This is a genomic window from Janthinobacterium sp. GW821-FHT03A03, assembly GCF_059421435.1.
This window is the reverse complement of sequence record NZ_JBWKUZ010000006.1, coordinates 96,940-112,195: the sequence shown is the minus strand read 5'-3', so window position 1 is coordinate 112,195 and position 15,256 is coordinate 96,940. Positions and strand designations below refer to the sequence as shown.

Genomic DNA, 15,256 nt, shown 5'->3' with positions numbered 1-15,256 from the left:
CAGGAAATTCTGTATGGAAAGGTATTGTGCTGCCGGCCGGCGCGGCCCGCCTTGTGCGGGCGCAAGCGGGCGGCGATCAGGGCCGTAAAAATGCGGCGTCTAGCCCGTCGTCAACTGCTCGCGCCAGCCCAGTCCCGCGACGGTGTCGCTGCCGGGCCGGTATTCGCAGCCGACCCAGCCCGCGTAGCCGACCTGGTCCAGCAGCCTGAACAGGTGGCGGTAGTTGATCTCGCCCGTGCCCGGTTCATGGCGGCCCGGCGTGTCGGCGATCTGGATATGGCGGATCAGGGACAGCAGGGTGCGGATGGTGTTGCTCAGTTCACCTTCCATGCGCTGCATATGATAAATATCATATTGCAGGAAGACATTGCCGCGCTGGCAATCGGCGATGATATCGGCCGCCTGCTGGCTATGGTTCAGAAAGTAACCGGGCATGTCGTAGCGGTTGATCGGCTCGATCAGCACGTTGATGCCGTGCGGACGGCAGGCGTCGGCCGCATATTGCAGGTTGCCGATCAGGCTTTGCCGCGCCCGCTCCAGGCTCATGCCGGCCGGCACGATGCCCGACATGCAGTGCAGCTGCTTCGCGCCCAGCGCCAGCGCGTAGTTGAGCGCCAGCTGCACGCTGGCGCGGAATTCCTCGCCCCGGCGCGGATCGCAGGCGATGCCCCGCTCGCCGTGCTCCCAGTCGCCGGGCGGCAGGTTGAACACGGCCAGCTGCAGATGGTGGCGTTCCAGCCGCATGGCGATCTGCCGCGCCTCGACGGCATACGGAAACAGGAACTCGACGGCATCGAAACCGGCCTCCCTGGCGGCGGCAAAGCGGTCCAGGAAGGGCAGTTCGGTAAACATCATGCTGAGGTTGGCAGCGAAGTTCGGCATGGCGGCACGCAGGTGAGGAAGATGGACACTATCCTAGCCCAAATTGCCAATCAGTGGCGTGCATGAAAAAACCGTTCCAGAAGCAAGTCCTGGAACGGTTTTGTCGTGACACTTTCAATACATGGCTGAAAACCGTAGCGAGCGGGAGTGATATCGGTTCGAGTAGCACAGCCGTACTAAAGTACGGCGCGCAACGGAGAATCGATAGCGCCCCGCGCAGTAGGTTTGCAGCCGTGTATTAGCGGCCGCGGCCGCCGGAGCGGTGGTTGGCCGCCGAACGCGGCGCATTGCCGGAACGGTTGCCGCCGCCACCGCCGCCCGACGGGCCGGCGCTGCGTGGCTTGGCGCCGCCGCCGCCCGTTTTCACGCGCACCACGGCGCCGGCTGGCGCGCGGCTGTTGTTGCGGTGGCCGCCGGTGCCGCTGCGCAATTGCACAGGCTGGGCGCGGGCGTTCAGGTCCGGTTCGAAGCCGGCGATGACTTCGCGCGGCAGGGTTTGCTTGATCAGTTTTTCGATGTCTTTCAACATTTCGTGCTCATCCACGCAGACCAGCGACACGGCTTCGCCCTTGGCGCCGGCGCGGCCCGTGCGGCCGATACGGTGCACATAGTCTTCCGGAATGTTCGGCAAGTCGTAGTTGACGACGTGCGGCAACTGGTCGATGTCGATGCCGCGCGCGGCGATGTCGGTGGCGACCAGCACTTGCAGGGTGCCGTCCTTAAATTCCGACAGCGCGCGCGTGCGCGCCGACTGGCTCTTGTTGCCGTGGATGGCCAGGGCGCCGATGCCGTCCGCCCCCAGCTGCTCGACCAGTTTATTGGCGCCATGCTTGGTGCGCGTAAACACCAGCACTTGCGTCCAGTTGTTCGACTTGATCAGGTAGGACAGCATCGGATGCTTCTTGTCGCGGTCGACGGGATGGATCTTTTGCTTGATCACTTCCACGGTCGAATTGCGGCGCGCCACTTCGATCATGGCCGGCTTGTTCAGCAAGCCGTCGGCCAGGGCCTTGATCTCTTCCGAGAACGTGGCCGAGAACAGCAGGTTCTGGCGTTTCGGCGGCAGCACGGCCAGCACTTTCTTGATGTCGCGGATGAAACCCATGTCGAGCATGCGGTCGGCTTCGTCGAGGATCAGGATTTCCACCTTCGACAGGTCGACGGTGCCCTGGCCCATGTGGTCGAGCAAACGGCCCGGCGTGGCGACGAGGATGTCGACGCCGTGCTTGAGCTGCTTGATTTGCGGGTTGATGCCGACGCCGCCGAAGATCACGGCCGAGTTCAGCTTGGTGTACTTGCTGTAGGCGCGCACGCTTTCCTCGACCTGGGCGGCGAGTTCGCGCGTCGGCGCCAGGATCAGGGCGCGGATGGGGCGCGTCGAGGTGTTGCTGGTGATGGCAGCGCCATTCGCGTCCGTGGACAGGCGGTGCAGCACGGGCAGGGTAAAGCCGGCCGTCTTGCCGGTACCGGTTTGTGCGCCGGCCAGCAAGTCGCCGCCAGCGAGCACGGCGGGAATCGCCTGTGACTGGATCGGGGTCGGCACGGTGTAGCCGTGTTCGGTAACGGCACGTACGATAGCGTCGGACAATCCGAGGGAGGAAAAGGACATGGTAACTTTATTGTGAGATCGGCCTGTCGCCATCGTGGGGCGCCAGTCGCAGGCAATCAGATTAGGGGTCGAAAGACAGCGGCAAGGGGACTGGTCATATGTGCCGCACACGCGAAGTATAACAGCATGGCAAAAAACCGCCGAGTTTGTTTAAAGTATGCAATGCCACAGGTAAAAGAAATATGGCTGGGGCGCGCCATTTCATGGCGTTATTCATTATGATTCCCTGTAGCACTCCATCCGCGGGACTCGCCGCGGCGCCGGGGTGTTCACCCCCGGAGGACTATCATGCGTATTGCCGATCTTCGCATCGCCACCCGCCTGTATGGCGGTTTTGCCACCATCGTCCTGTTGCTGGCCGCCCTGGTCACCGTCGCCACGCTGAATGTGTCGCGGCTGGCCGATGCCAACGCCATCAACACCCACACCTACCAGGTACTGGCCGAAAACAGCGCCATGCTGGAAAGCCTGATCAATATGGAAACGGGCCAGCGCGGCTATGTGATCACGGGCGCGGAGACGTCGCTGGAACCGTACAAGGCGGGCCAGGCCGCGTTCGGCGCGCACCTGGAGAAGGCGCGCGCCCTGACCAGCGACAACCCGGCCCAGCAGGAGCGCCTGGCGAAGCTCGATGCCGCCAAGCAAGCCTGGCTGGCCGGCGCGCTCGAACCCGTGATCGCCCTGCGGCGCGCCGTGGCGCAGGGCACGGCGGCCATCGAACCCGTGCTGGCGCTGGAAAAAGAGGGCAGGGGCAAGCAGGGCATGGATGCCATGCGGGCCCTGCTGGGCGAGATCGGCCAGGCGGAAACGGTGTTGCTGGCGCAGCGCTCGGAAGCGGCGGCCCTGCAGGCGCGCACGCACTGGACCTTGCTGGGCGGCGGCGCGGTGGCGCTGCTCCTGGCCGCCAGCATCGCCTGGTGGCTGGCGCGCAACATCAGCGTGCCGCTGCGCTCGGCCATCGGCGTGGCCAGGCAGGTGGCGCAGGGCGACCTGACGGTGCAGGTGGAAGTGCGTTCGAAGGATGAGACGGGCGAGCTGATGCAGGCATTGAAGGACATGACGGCCAGCCTGCTGCGCATCGTCACGGAAGTGCGCGGCGGCACGCAAGCCATCGCCACGGCGTCGCGCCAGATCGCCTCGGGCAATATCGACCTGTCGGCGCGCACGGAGCAGCAGGCCAGTTCGCTGGAAGAGACGGCTTCGTCGATGGAGGAGCTGACCAGCACGGTACAGCAGAACGCGCAGAATGCCCATGAAGCCAACGGCCTGGCCGCCTCGGCCTCCGCCGTGGCGGGCAAGGGCGGCGCGGTGGTGGCGCAGGTGGTCGACACCATGGGCTCGATCAACGACTCGTCGCGCAAGATCGTCGACATCATCGGCGTGATCGACGGCATCGCCTTCCAGACGAATATCCTGGCCCTGAATGCGGCCGTGGAAGCGGCCCGGGCGGGCGAACAGGGGCGCGGCTTTGCCGTCGTCGCCACGGAAGTGCGCAACCTGGCGCAACGTTCGGCTGGCGCAGCGAAGGAAATCAAGGCCCTCATCAACGACTCGGTGGCGCAGGTGGAGAGCGGCGCGCGCCTGGTCGACGAGGCGGGCCACACCATGCGCGAAATCGTCGACAGCGTGCACAAGGTCAGCAGCATCGTCGGGCAGATCTCGTCGGCCAGCGACGAGCAGCGGGCCGGCATCGAGCAAGTCAACCAGGCGATCACCGAAATGGACCAGGTGACCCAGCAAAACGCGGCGCTGGTGGAAGAGGCGGCCGCGGCGGCGGAATCCATGCAGGAGCAGGCCGCGCGCCTGGCCGATGCGGTGGCCGTGTTCAGGACGGCGCAGGTGGACGCCGCGCCGCCGGCACCGCGCCGCAAGCAAGCGCGCCCCGTCACGCGCCTGGCCGCCCGCCCCGCGGCCAAGGCGGCGCCTGCCAGGGTGACGGCGCCGCGCGCCGCGCAGGCAGGCGACAGCCAGCGCCACGCCAGGAAGGACGAATGGGAAGAGTTCTAGCCCGCGCCGGCCTTGCCTGGCGGCCGCGACGCTGGTTCGCGGGCCACAACTTGCCGCCCCGGCTGCCTCGCCCCGCCAGCCTGGCCTAGTCGTCGACCTCGTCGACGGCCCAGCTCACGCCCTCGGCGTCCAGGTAGGCGCGCAGCGGCGCCAGTCCGTGCCACGGGTCCGGGCGCAGGTTCTGGCAGATATACAGGCCGGCCTCCGTCAGCCGGATATCCGTCTCCGGCATGGCGGCGCCGGGCGCGCGCGCCGCCCGTGCTTCGAGCAGCTGCGTGACGTGCTGGCGCTGGCCTGGCGTCAGGCTGGCCGTGATCCTGAATTCATATCCCATGTTTTCTCCTTGTGTCGGCCGCGCCTGCGCGCGCCATGTTGATTATCGAAAAAATCGAATATAGCTTGCTATTCTTTCCGTTTTTCTTTTCAGGGCGGCTCCTCCATACTGCACAGCACTGGCCCGGCACGCACTGCGTGACGCAAGGGCAGGAGCAGGATCGCCGTACAGAGAACGCTTTTTTCATATTCAATTATTTTCACTAAGGAAAACATCATGCCTATCGCCACCGCCCACGCCGCCCAAAAACTGCTGACCCCTGACGATCATACCCTGATCATGATCGACCACCAGTCGCAGATGGCGTTCGCCACCCGCTCCATCGACCTGGCCCTGCTGCGCAACAACGCGGCGCTGGTGGCCAAGGCGGCGGCGCAATTCAAGGTGCCGACGATTTTGACGACGGTGGCGGCCAAGTCCTTCTCCGGCCCCATCTTCGACGAAATCCAGTCCGTCTTTCCGGACCAGGCGCCGATCGACCGCACGACCATGAACACCTGGGAAGACGCGCGCATCGCCGACAAGGTCAATGGTTACGGCAAGGGCAAGATCGTGCTGGCCGGCCTGTGGACCTCCGTCTGCATCGTCGGGCCGGCCCTGTCGGCGCTGGCGCAGGGCTTCGAGGTGTACGTGATCGCCGACGCCAGCGGCGACGTCTCGGACGAAGCCCATGCAATGGCCATGCAGCGCATGATACAGGCGGGCGCGCAGCCGATGACCTCCGTGCAGTACCTGCTGGAGCTGCAGCGCGACTGGGCCCGCGGCGAGACCTACAAGAAACGGTGGCGACGGCCGTGGCGCACGGCGGCGGCTATGGCCTGGGCTTGGTCTACGCCAAATCCATGTTCAACGCCAGCGAAGGCCATTGATTTTGCATTGATATTGCGCCACCGCCGCCCGCCGGCGGGGCCGTACCCTTCACCTGAACCGGGAGTTCCCATGCACGCAAGCACGATTTTACTCAATGGCCGTTTCCACACGGTCGACAGGACGCAGCCGCTGGCGTCCGCCGTCGCCATCGCCGATGGCAAGTTCCTCGCCGTCGGCGACATGGAAGACGTGATGCGCCATCGCGGCCCCGCCACGCAGCTGATCGACCTGGCCGGCCGCACGGTGATTCCCGGCCTGAACGACTCGCACCTGCACCTGATCCGGGGCGGCTTGAACTACAACCTGGAGCTGCGCTGGGAAGGCGTGCCCTCGCTGGCCGACGCCTTGCGCATGCTCAAGGAGCAGGCCCTGCGCACGCCGAACCCGCAATGGGTGCGCGTCGTCGGCGGCTGGACGGAATTCCAGTTCGCGGAAAAGCGCATGCCGACCCTCGATGAAATCAACGCGGCCGCGCCCGACACCCCCGTCTTCATCCTGCACCTGTACGACCGCGCCCTGCTGAACCGCGCCGCCCTGCGCGCCGTCGGCTACGACAAGAACACGCCGAACCCGCCGGGCGGCGAGATCGTGCGCGACGCGGCCGGCAACCCGACCGGTTTGCTGATCGCCCGGCCGAACGCCATGATCCTGTATGCCACGCTGGCGAAAGGCCCGAAGCTGCCGCTGGAACTGCAAGTGAACTCCACGCGCCAGTTCATGCGCGAACTGAACCGGCTTGGCGTCACCAGCGCCATCGACGCGGGCGGCGGCTTCCAGAATTATCCCGAGGATTACGCCGTCGTCGATGAGCTGGCGCAACAGGAGCAGTTGACGATACGCATCGCCTACAACCTGTTCACGCAAAACAAGGGCGCGGAACTGCAGGACTTCCAGAAGTGGACGGGCATGCTGCAACCGGGTGACGGCACCGATTTTTACCGCCACAACGGCGCCGGCGAAATGCTGGTGTTTTCCGCCGCCGACTTCGAGGATTTCCTCGAACCGCGCCCCGAGCTGGCGGCCGGCATGGAAGACGAGCTGGAAAAGGTCGTGCGCCACCTGGTCGAGCAGCGCTGGCCGTTCCGCCTGCACGCCACCTATGACGAATCGATCGGCCGCATGCTCGACGTGTTTGAAAAGGTCAACCGCGACACGCCGTTCGGCGGCCTGCACTGGCTGTTCGACCACGCGGAAACCATCAGCCCGAAAAATATCGACCGCGTGAAAGCGCTGGGCGGCGGCCTGGCCATCCAGCACCGCATGGCGTTCCAGGGCGAATACTTTGTCGAGCGCTACGGCGCGCAGGCGGCCAAGGCCACGCCGCCCGTGCAGCGCATGCTCGACGCGGGCGTGCCCGTGGGCGGCGGCACGGACGCCACCAGGGTCGCCAGCTACAACCCGTGGACGGCGCTGTACTGGCTCGTTTCCGGGCGCACCGTGGGCGGCCTGGCCCTGACGGATGCGGCAGGCAGATTGTCGCGCGACACGGCGCTGGAACTGTGGACGGCCGGCACCGCCTGGTTCTCCAGCGAGCAGGGCAAGAAGGGGCGCATCCGCGAGGGCATGCTGGCCGATTTGAGCGTGCTGTCGGCCGATTACTTTGCCGTGCCGGAAGAGGCGATCAAGTCCATCGAGTCCGTGCTGACCATGGTGGGTGGAAAAATCGTCTACGGCCAGGGGGAATTCACGGCGCTGGCGCCGCCACCGATTCCCGTGCTGCCCGAGTGGTCGCCCATGCGCACGGTGCCCGGCCATTACCGGCCGGCAGCCAGACCGGCGCAAGCCATGCTGCCGCACCAGTGCGCGGGCGCCTGCGGCGTGCATGCGCATGCGCACGACCGGGCGCGCAAGTCGGCCGTGCCGATCAGTGACTTTTCCGGTTTCTGGGGCACGCTCGGTTGCAGCTGTTTCGCTTTCTGAAAGAGGAGAGGATCATGCGCTGCAAGAAAGTCATCCTGGGCCTGCTGCTGGCCTTTGTCGTGGGCTTCGTGTGCCAGCTGGCGCGCATTCCCGTGCCGGCGCCGCCCGTGCTCGGCGCCGCGCTGCTGGTATTTTTGACCAGTTGCGGCTACTGGCTCACGGGACTGTACCTTGAGCGCCGCGCGCGGCGGCACGGGGAGGCGCCATGAACGTCATGCTGGCCGGCGCCGTGCTGGGATTGCTGGTGGGGGCGGTGTGCCGCTGGTTCGACCTGCCGTCGCCCACGCCGCCCACGCCCACGGGCGCGGCGATGGTGGTGGCCATGACCCTGGGTTTCGTCGTGGCGGGGAAGCTGGGCTCCTGAATGCGAAAAAACCGGCCAGGGCCGGTTTTTCGTGGGTACTGCTTGCGCTACATCAAGCGAATGGCGTGAGCAGGGTAATCATCTGGCCAAAGATCTTCGGGCTGGCGGCGATGACGTCGCCCTTGTACAGATACTCCGATTCGCCGTTGAATTCACCGACGATGCCGCCCGATTCCGTGATCATCAGGGCGCCGGCGGCGATATCCCAGGGTTTCAGGCCTTTTTCGTAGAAGCCGTCCAGACGGCCGCAAGCGACGTAGGCCAGGTCCAGCGCGGCCGAACCGGCGCGGCGCACGCCCTGGCTGCGTTCGCCCATGATCGCGTACATCTTCAGGTATTCGTCCAGCGCGCGGGCGCTGCCGGCCACGTAGCCCGTGCCCAGCAGGGCGTTCGCGATGCGATCGAGCTTGGTGACGCGGATGCGTTTTTCGTTCAGGTAGGCGCCGGCGCCCTTGGTGGCCGTGAACAGGTCGTTGCGGACCGGATCGTAGATGACGGCTTGCGTGACGACGCCGCGATGCGCGAGGGCGATCGAGATGCAGTATTGGGGGAAACCGTGGATAAAGTTGGTGGTGCCATCGATCGGGTCGATGATCCACTGATATTCATTCTCGTCGTGCGAGTTGGCGGAAGCTCCCGATTCCTCGGCCAGGAACGCATGGTCCGGGTAGGCTTTGGACAGCACCTCGATGATGGCTTGTTCGGCCGCCTGGTCGACGTCGGTGACGAAATCGTTGTGTTGTTTTTCCGTGACGACGACGCGGTCGAGGTCGAAAGAGGCGCGATTGATGACGGCGGCGCCGCGGCGGGCGGCTTTGATCGCCGTATTGAGCATTGGGTGCATGTGAGCTTCCGTTAAAAGCACGCGACCGCCCAGCGTCGCCTTTCGGCGCCGGTACGATGGAGTGCAAGAATGAATTAAAGAGCGGAGCGGTGCCGAAGTGGTTAAAATCCCGGCCTGGAGTCAGCGTTTTGTGGCTCCGTTTCCCGAAATTTCCTGTATCGATACCGCGCAATAGCGCTATTTTAAATGAATCTGCCCGAAATCAACACGTCTCTTTTCACACGCCTGCGATTTATTCTTGTCGAAACTAGTCGCTCTGGCAACATTGGCGCTGTCGCGCGCGCCATGAAAACGATGGGTTTTTCCGATCTGGTGCTGGTCAACCCCCGTTTTCCCGATGCCCTGACGGATGCGGAAGCGGTGGCCTTTGCCAGCGGCGCGCAGGATATTTTGTTCGGCGCGCGCATCGTCGGCTCCATTGCCGAGGCGCTCGAAGGCTGCAACTACGCGGCGGCCGTGTCGGCCCGGCTGCGCGAATTCTCGCCGCCCGTCACCGCCCCGCGCGCCATCGCCGGCCAGCTGGCCGCCGGCACGGACCTGCACGCGGCCGTCATCTTCGGCAACGAGCGCTTCGGCTTGCCCAACGAGATCGTCGAGCAGTGCAATGTGCTGATCAATATCCCCGCCAATCCCGCGTATTCCTCGCTGAACCTGTCGCAGGCGGCGCAGGTGGTCGCCTATGAGTGCCGCGTGGCGGCCCTCGATGCGTCGGACGAGGCCCGGGCGGCCAGCCCCGTCGGTTTCCATGGCGACGCGGCCAGCCTGGCGCAGGTCGACGGCATGTATGCGCACCTGGAACAGGCGCTGGTGGCCATCGACTTCCTCGACGCCGACAATCCGAAAAAGCTGATGCCCCGTTTAAAGCGCCTGTTTTCGCGCACGGGGCTGGAAACGGAAGAAGTCAACATCCTGCGCGGCATCGCGCGGCATATCCTGGCGGTCGCCAAAAAAGGCCCATGATCGAGACGCGGCTGCTGCGCCAGTTCATCGCCGTCGCCGAGGAACTGAACTTCCGGCGCGCGGCCGAACGGCTGCACATGGCGCAGCCGCCGCTGTCGCAGGCGATCCTGCGGCTGGAAGAAGCGCTCGGCTATCCCGTATTCGAGCGCACGAACCGCAAGGTCAGCCTGACGCCTGCGGGCGATGCTTTCCTCGCCACGGCGCGCCAGGTGCTGGCCAGCCTGGAAGAGGGCGTGGCCGCCACGCGCCGCGTGGCGCAGGGCATCGAAGGCCATCTGCGTCTCAGTTTCATCCACGTCACGCCGTATGCCCACGTATTGAACGCCTTGCGCGCCTTCCGCGCCGCCTCGCCGGCCGTGCAATTTACCTTGCGCGAGGCGTCGACGCAGCAGCAGGTCGAGTGGCTGGAAGCGGGGCAGGTCGATATCGCCCTGCTGCGCGCGCCGGGGCGCAGCACGCCGGGCCTGCGCCTCGAGCGCCTGTCGGGCGAAGACATCGTGATTGCGCTGCCGTCGGACCACCGCTGCGCGGGGCTGGCGCGGGTGGACCTGCTTGAGCTGGCCGGTGACGATTTCGTCGCCTCGCCGCGCGAGCTGGGCCAGGGTTTCCACGACCAGCTGGCCAGCCTGTGCCTGCATGCGGGCTTCGTGCCGCACGTGGCGCAGCAGGCGCGCCGATTGCAAACGGTGCTGGGCCTGGTGGCGGCCGGCTTCGGCGTGGCCCTGCTGCCGGCCAGCCTGGCCGCGTGCCTGCCCCCCGGCGTCGTCATGCTGCCGCTGGCTAGCGGCGCACCCGAGGCGCTGCGCCAGCTCGACCTGTACATGGCATGGGACCCGCAGCGCGCGTCTCCCGTGCGCGAGCGGCTGCTGGCGCAGTTGCGCCTGTCCGTCGCCGAATGAGACTTTGAAAGTCTTGTTTCAATATAAATAAGATATTTTACAGATGGTGGCCCGGGGGGCAGCATGGCGTTTTTGATTGTCAGGAACTGCCATGTCCACCATGTCCTCGCGCACAGTGCTGCCGTCCGCCGCGCTGCCATCCTCCATTTACCTGCTCTCCCTGTGCAGCTTTGCCTTCGGCTTGTGCGAATTCATCGCCGCCGGCCTGCTGACTCCCATGGCGCGCGAGCTGCACGCCAGCGTGGCGGCGGCCGGCGGCGCCATCGCCGCGTATGCGCTGGGGGCGGCCATCGGCGCGCCCGTGCTGACGGCCCTGCTGGCGCGCCAGTCGCCGCGCCGGCTGCTGGCCGCCACGATGTTCGTGCTGGCGGCCGGCAGCATGGCCATGGCCGTCGCGCCGACGCTGGGCGCCTTGCTGGGCGCGCGCTTCGCCGTCGGCCTCGCGCACGGCGTGTTCATGGCCGTCGCCTCGCACGCGGCCAGCGGCCTCGTCGACCCGTCGCGCGCTGGCAGGGCGCTCTCCATCGTCTGGCTGGGCCTGACCCTGGCGCTGGCCGGCGGCGTGCCGCTGGGGACGTGGCTGGGCGCCGTGTCGTCGTGGCGCTGGGTGTTTGCCGCCATCGGCGCGCTGGGCGTGTGCGGCGGCGCCGGCCTGCTGTCCGCCATGCCGCGCGCGCGCCCCTCTGCGCCCGCCGCGTCGGCCCTGGCCAGCCTGCGCGCCATCCTGCAGCCCGCCTTGCTGCTGGCGGCCGGCGTGGCGGCGCTGGTCAGCGTGGCCACCTTCAGCTTTTTCACGTATGTCTCGCCCTTCCTGCTGCAGCTGGGCGGGCTCGATGCGGACTGGCTCAGTGCCGCCATGCTGTGCTTTGGCGCGTGCGCCATCGGCGGCAACCTGCTGGGCGGCTGGTGCGCGGACCGCCCCCACGCCCTGCGTTTCACCATGCTGGCGCTGGCCGCGCTGGCGCTCAACCTGCTGGGGTTTTATCTGCTGCGCGCGCAGCCCCTGGCCCTGCTGGCCCTGTGCGGCAGCCTGGGCTTGCTGTTCTTTGCCCTCGTGACGCTGTCGACCGTGCGGCAGCTCGCCCTGGCGCAACGGCATTGCCCGGGCAGCGACGCCGTGGCGGCGGGCTTGAATATTGCCGCCTTCAATGCGGGCACGGCGGCCGGCGGGGCGCTGGGCGGCATGCTGATCGTCGCGTTTGGCCTGCCCGGCATCGCCATCGGCGGCGCGCTGGCGGCGCTGCTGGCCATGCCGGCGCTGTGGTTACAGTCGCGCAAACTAGACGGCCCGCTCTAGTTTTTGCGCGCGGAAGCGCAGCGCCTTTGGCGTACACTGGCTTGCAAAGGCGGTACAAGACAAGGGGAGACATGGGAATGCGACGCAGATCGTTTCTGACACTGGGACTCATCGGCGCCTGTGCGCTGGCGGCCGGCGGCGCCGCCTACCGCGCCGTGCGGGGACCGGCGCCGCCTGGCCGCTTCGCGCTCGATGGCGAGGCGCGCGCGGCGCTGGCGGCCATCGTGCCGGCCATGCTGGGCAGCGCGCTGCCGCAGGAAGCGGGCGCGCGGGCGGCGGCCCTCGACGGCGCCATCGCCGGCGTGGACACGGCCATCCACGGCTTGCCCCTGGCGGCGCAGCAGGAGGTGCAGGATCTGTTTGGCTTGCTGGCGCTGGCACCCGCGCGGCGTTTCGTCGCCGGCGTAAAAGATGGCTGGCCCGAAGCCGATCCGGCCCAGGTGGCCGCTTTCCTGCAATCCTGGCGCACGCACCGCCTGGCCACCCTGCAGACGGCCTACCTGGCCCTGCACGATTTGATTCTCGGCGCCTGGTACGCCGATGCCGCCCACTGGGCCGCCATCGGCTATCCGGGGCCGCTGCCCGAACTGAGCGCATAAGGCCACCATGAGCACATCTCCGATTCCTGATCCCATCGCCGCGGGCCTTGCCGCCGGCTGGAACGTCACCGACGCCAGCACCCTGGCCGCCGGCCGCACCCTGGAGGCGGACGTGGTCGTCATCGGCAGCGGCGCCGGCGGCGGCGTGACGGCGGAAATCCTCGCACTGGCAGGCCTGAAAGTGCTGCTCGTCGAGGAGGGTGGCCTGAAGTCCTCGAAGGACTTCAAGATGCGCGAGGCGCAGGCCTATCCCGCGCTGTACCAGGAATCGGCCGCGCGCAAGACGCGCGACAAGGCCATCAACATCCTGCAGGGGCGCACCGTGGGCGGCTCGACCACCGTCAACTGGACCTCGAGCTTCCGCACGCCGCCCGGCACCCTGGAATACTGGCGCGGGCATTTTGGCTTGTCCGGCTATTCGGTGGACGCCATGGCGCCGTGGTTCGCCATGATGGAGCATCGCCTGCACGTGAGCGACTGGGCCGCGCCGCCCAATGAAAACAACGATTTATTGCGCCGTGGCGCCACGGCGCTGGGCATCCCCACGGCCGCCATCCGGCGCAACGTGAACGGCTGCTGGAACCTCGGCTACTGCGGCATGGGCTGCCCGACGAACGCCAAGCAGTCGATGCTGGTGACGACGATCCCGTCGGCGCTGGCGCTGGGGGCGGGCTTGCTTACGCATGCGCGCGCCGAGCGCTTTACTATCAAGGGCGAGCGCATCGACAGCCTGCAGGTCACTGCGCTGGACGCTGCCGGGCAGGCGCCCACGGGCGTGCGCCTGACGCTGCGCGCGAAACATTTTGTGCTGGCCGGCGGCGCCATCAACTCGCCGGCGCTGCTGCTGCGCTCGCAGGCGCCCGATCCGCACGGCTTGCTGGGGCGGCGCACCTTTTTGCATCCGACGGTGGTGTCGGCGGGCCTGTTCGAACAGCGCGTCGACGCCTACGCGGGTGCGCCGCAGACGATTTATTCCGACCATTTCCTGCACGTGGCGCCCATCGACGGCCCCATCGGCTACAAGCTCGAAGCGCCGCCCCTGCACCCGCTGCTGATGGCCACCACCATGGGCGGCTTCGGCGACGAGCACGCGCGCACCATGCGCGACTTCCCCCATGCGCACGCCCTGCTGGCGCTGCTGCGCGACGGCTTCCACCACGAGGCGGCCGGCGGCACGGTCTCCATCGACAGCTTCGGCGCGCCCGTGCTCGACTATCCGCTCACGCCGTTCATCTGGGATGGCGTGCGGCGCGCGCTGCTGTCGATGGCGGAAATCCAGTTCGCCGCCGGCGCGCGCAGCGTGTATCCCGTGCACGAGCTGGCCAGCCACTACACGGGCTGGACGCAGGCGAAGCAGGCCATCGGCGCGCTGCCGATGCAGGCGCTGCGGGCGCGCGTGGTCTCGGCCCACGTGATGGGCGGCTGCGCCATGTCGGACGATGCGCGCCTGGGCGTGACGGGGGCCGACGGCCGCTACCACGGCGTGCGCAACCTGTCCGTGCACGACGGCTCGCTGTTCCCCACCTCGATCGGCGCCAATCCGCAGTTGAGCATTTACGCGCTGGCGGCGCGCCTGGCCAGCGGCCTGGCGCGGCAGCTGACGGGCAAGCCTGCGCCCGTGCCCGAGCCTGCCGCCGCCGCATGATCGCGCGCATCCTCAAGTGGCTGATGCTGCTGCAGGTGCTGGCCGTGCTGGGGCTGGCGTACCTGGCCAGGCAGGCGTGGGGCGTGGACTCGCCCGCCATGGCCCTGCTGCTGGGAGCGGCCATGCTGCTGGCCGTGCGCGCGCTGATCGTGGCGCGCAATTTCTGGCAGAGCCGGCGCCTGGGCAGCCCCGTGCCGCCGGAGCACCAGCTGGGCGCCATCGGCGCCGCGCGCCTGTTCCTGGGCGAGCTGCGCGCCACCCTGTGGACGTCGTCGTGGGGCATGCTGCGTCCGCGCCTGGCGGAGAGTGGCGCAGCCGTGCCAGGGCGGGGCCTGCCCGTGCTGCTGGTGCATGGCTATGTGTGCAACCGCGGCTACTGGACAAAGCTGAGCCGGATGCTGGCGCGGGCCGGCATCGCGCACGACGGCATCGACCTGGAACCGATAGGCGCCGACATCGAAGAGTTCGTGCCGCAGGTCGAGCAAGCCGTCGCCCGGCTGTGCGCCCGCGCGGGCAGCGACCGCGTGATTCTTGTCGCCCACAGCATGGGCGGCCTGGTGGCGCGCGCCTGGCTGCGCCACTACGGCGCGGCCCGCGTGGCGCGCATCATCACCATCGGCACGCCGCACCACGGCACGGCGCTGGCCAAGCTGGCGGCGGGCGCGAATGCGCGGCAGATGCGCCGCATCGACGATGCGCCCAGCGGCTGGCTGGCGCAGCTGGCCGCCAGCGAGACGCCGGCAGCGCGCGCCCTGATCACCTCGATCTATTCGCATCACGACAATATCGTCGCGCCGCAAGCGTCCGCGCAGCTGCCAGGGGCGCGCAATCTCGCCTTCGGTGGCATCGGCCATGTGGCGCTGGCCAGCGATGCGCGCGTGCTGCGCCTGGTGCTGGAAGAAATCACTATCAAGAGCGAAGTCGCCCGGCCTGCGTTTGCACCTCCCTTTGTCTGAATCCTGTTGTGTTTTATCTGCATGGCAAGACTGTCTGTTTTAACTCTGCTGTTGCCTCCTTTTAACAATG

General features: G+C 67.2%; 14 protein-coding genes and 1 pseudogene. 11 read left to right on the top strand and 4 right to left on the bottom strand.

Annotated elements, in window-relative coordinates:
- Nucleotides 1-99 precede the first annotated feature (99 nt).
- Entirely contained in the window at nt 100-882 is a 783-nt protein-coding gene (gene otnI / locus AC07VI_RS14295) for a 2-oxo-tetronate isomerase (protein WP_086147686.1), read from the bottom strand.
- A gap of 238 nt (nt 883-1,120) precedes the next feature.
- Nucleotides 1,121-2,491: a DEAD/DEAH box helicase gene (locus AC07VI_RS14290; RefSeq protein WP_099375144.1), complete on the bottom strand. Its 1,371-nt coding sequence runs from the start codon at nt 2,489-2,491 to the stop codon at nt 1,121-1,123.
- A gap of 288 nt (nt 2,492-2,779) precedes the next feature.
- Between AC07VI_RS14290 and AC07VI_RS14285 the strand changes: the two genes are divergently transcribed.
- The gene (locus AC07VI_RS14285) at nt 2,780-4,498 is read left to right on the top strand and encodes a methyl-accepting chemotaxis protein (protein WP_492993253.1); all 1,719 of its coding nucleotides are present in this window, start codon (nt 2,780-2,782) and stop codon (nt 4,496-4,498) included.
- 85 nt (nt 4,499-4,583) lie between these two features.
- Here the strand turns inward: AC07VI_RS14285 and AC07VI_RS14280 are convergent, their stop codons facing one another.
- On the bottom strand, nt 4,584-4,832 hold the full coding sequence (locus AC07VI_RS14280; RefSeq protein ID WP_492993255.1) for a hypothetical protein: 249 nt from the start codon (nt 4,830-4,832) through the stop codon (nt 4,584-4,586).
- Nucleotides 4,833-5,048: 216 nt separating this feature from the next.
- Here AC07VI_RS14280 and AC07VI_RS14275 point away from each other — a divergent pair.
- The 4 genes and pseudogenes from AC07VI_RS14275 (at nt 5,049) to AC07VI_RS14260 (ending at nt 7,986) form a co-directional block, all read left to right on the top strand.
- Nucleotides 5,049-5,701 (top strand): annotated as a pseudogene (locus AC07VI_RS14275) (hydrolase).
- Between the two features lie 70 nt (nt 5,702-5,771).
- A complete protein-coding gene (locus AC07VI_RS14270) occupies nt 5,772-7,622 on the top strand; it encodes an amidohydrolase (RefSeq protein WP_492993257.1) in 1,851 nt (616 codons plus the stop codon).
- 14 nt (nt 7,623-7,636) lie between these two features.
- Nucleotides 7,637-7,831, top strand: a complete 195-nt coding sequence (locus AC07VI_RS14265) for a DUF1427 family protein (protein WP_086148485.1) — start codon at nt 7,637-7,639, stop codon at nt 7,829-7,831.
- The gene (locus tag AC07VI_RS14260) at nt 7,828-7,986 is read left to right on the top strand and encodes a XapX domain-containing protein (protein ID WP_086148484.1); all 159 of its coding nucleotides are present in this window, start codon (nt 7,828-7,830) and stop codon (nt 7,984-7,986) included. The genes AC07VI_RS14265 and AC07VI_RS14260 overlap by 4 nt, the downstream gene beginning before the upstream one ends.
- Before the next feature lie 52 nt (nt 7,987-8,038).
- Here AC07VI_RS14260 and AC07VI_RS14255 read toward each other — a convergent pair whose 3' ends face one another.
- A complete protein-coding gene (locus AC07VI_RS14255; protein WP_086148483.1) occupies nt 8,039-8,821 on the bottom strand; it encodes an inositol monophosphatase family protein in 783 nt (260 codons plus the stop codon).
- 195 nt (nt 8,822-9,016) lie between these two features.
- On the opposite strand from AC07VI_RS14255, the gene AC07VI_RS14250 reads away from it, so the two are divergent.
- The 6 genes from AC07VI_RS14250 to AC07VI_RS14225 all read left to right on the top strand — a co-directional run bounded on the left by AC07VI_RS14250 (nt 9,017) and on the right by AC07VI_RS14225 (nt 15,186).
- On the top strand, nt 9,017-9,790 hold the full coding sequence (locus AC07VI_RS14250) for an RNA methyltransferase (RefSeq protein WP_492993259.1): 774 nt from the start codon (nt 9,017-9,019) through the stop codon (nt 9,788-9,790).
- The gene (locus AC07VI_RS14245; protein WP_086148481.1) at nt 9,787-10,689 is read left to right on the top strand and encodes a LysR substrate-binding domain-containing protein; all 903 of its coding nucleotides are present in this window, start codon (nt 9,787-9,789) and stop codon (nt 10,687-10,689) included. Before AC07VI_RS14250 ends, AC07VI_RS14245 begins: the two co-directional genes overlap by 4 nt.
- Before the next feature lie 91 nt (nt 10,690-10,780).
- Complete coding sequence (locus AC07VI_RS14240) at nt 10,781-11,986, top strand: MFS transporter (RefSeq protein WP_226936210.1); 1,206 nt, start codon at nt 10,781-10,783, stop codon at nt 11,984-11,986.
- Between the two features lie 71 nt (nt 11,987-12,057).
- Nucleotides 12,058-12,585 (top strand): hypothetical protein, encoded by a 528-nt coding sequence (locus AC07VI_RS14235; protein ID WP_193068919.1) that lies wholly within the window; start codon nt 12,058-12,060, stop codon nt 12,583-12,585.
- A 7-nt stretch (nt 12,586-12,592) separates the two neighbouring features.
- Nucleotides 12,593-14,230 carry a GMC family oxidoreductase gene (locus AC07VI_RS14230; protein WP_492993264.1) on the top strand — a complete coding sequence of 546 codons (1,638 nt, stop codon included), beginning with the start codon at nt 12,593-12,595 and terminating at the stop codon, nt 14,228-14,230.
- A complete protein-coding gene (locus AC07VI_RS14225) occupies nt 14,227-15,186 on the top strand; it encodes an alpha/beta fold hydrolase (RefSeq protein ID WP_086147534.1) in 960 nt (319 codons plus the stop codon). The genes AC07VI_RS14230 and AC07VI_RS14225 overlap by 4 nt, the downstream gene beginning before the upstream one ends.
- Nucleotides 15,187-15,256: the final 70 nt, after the last annotated feature.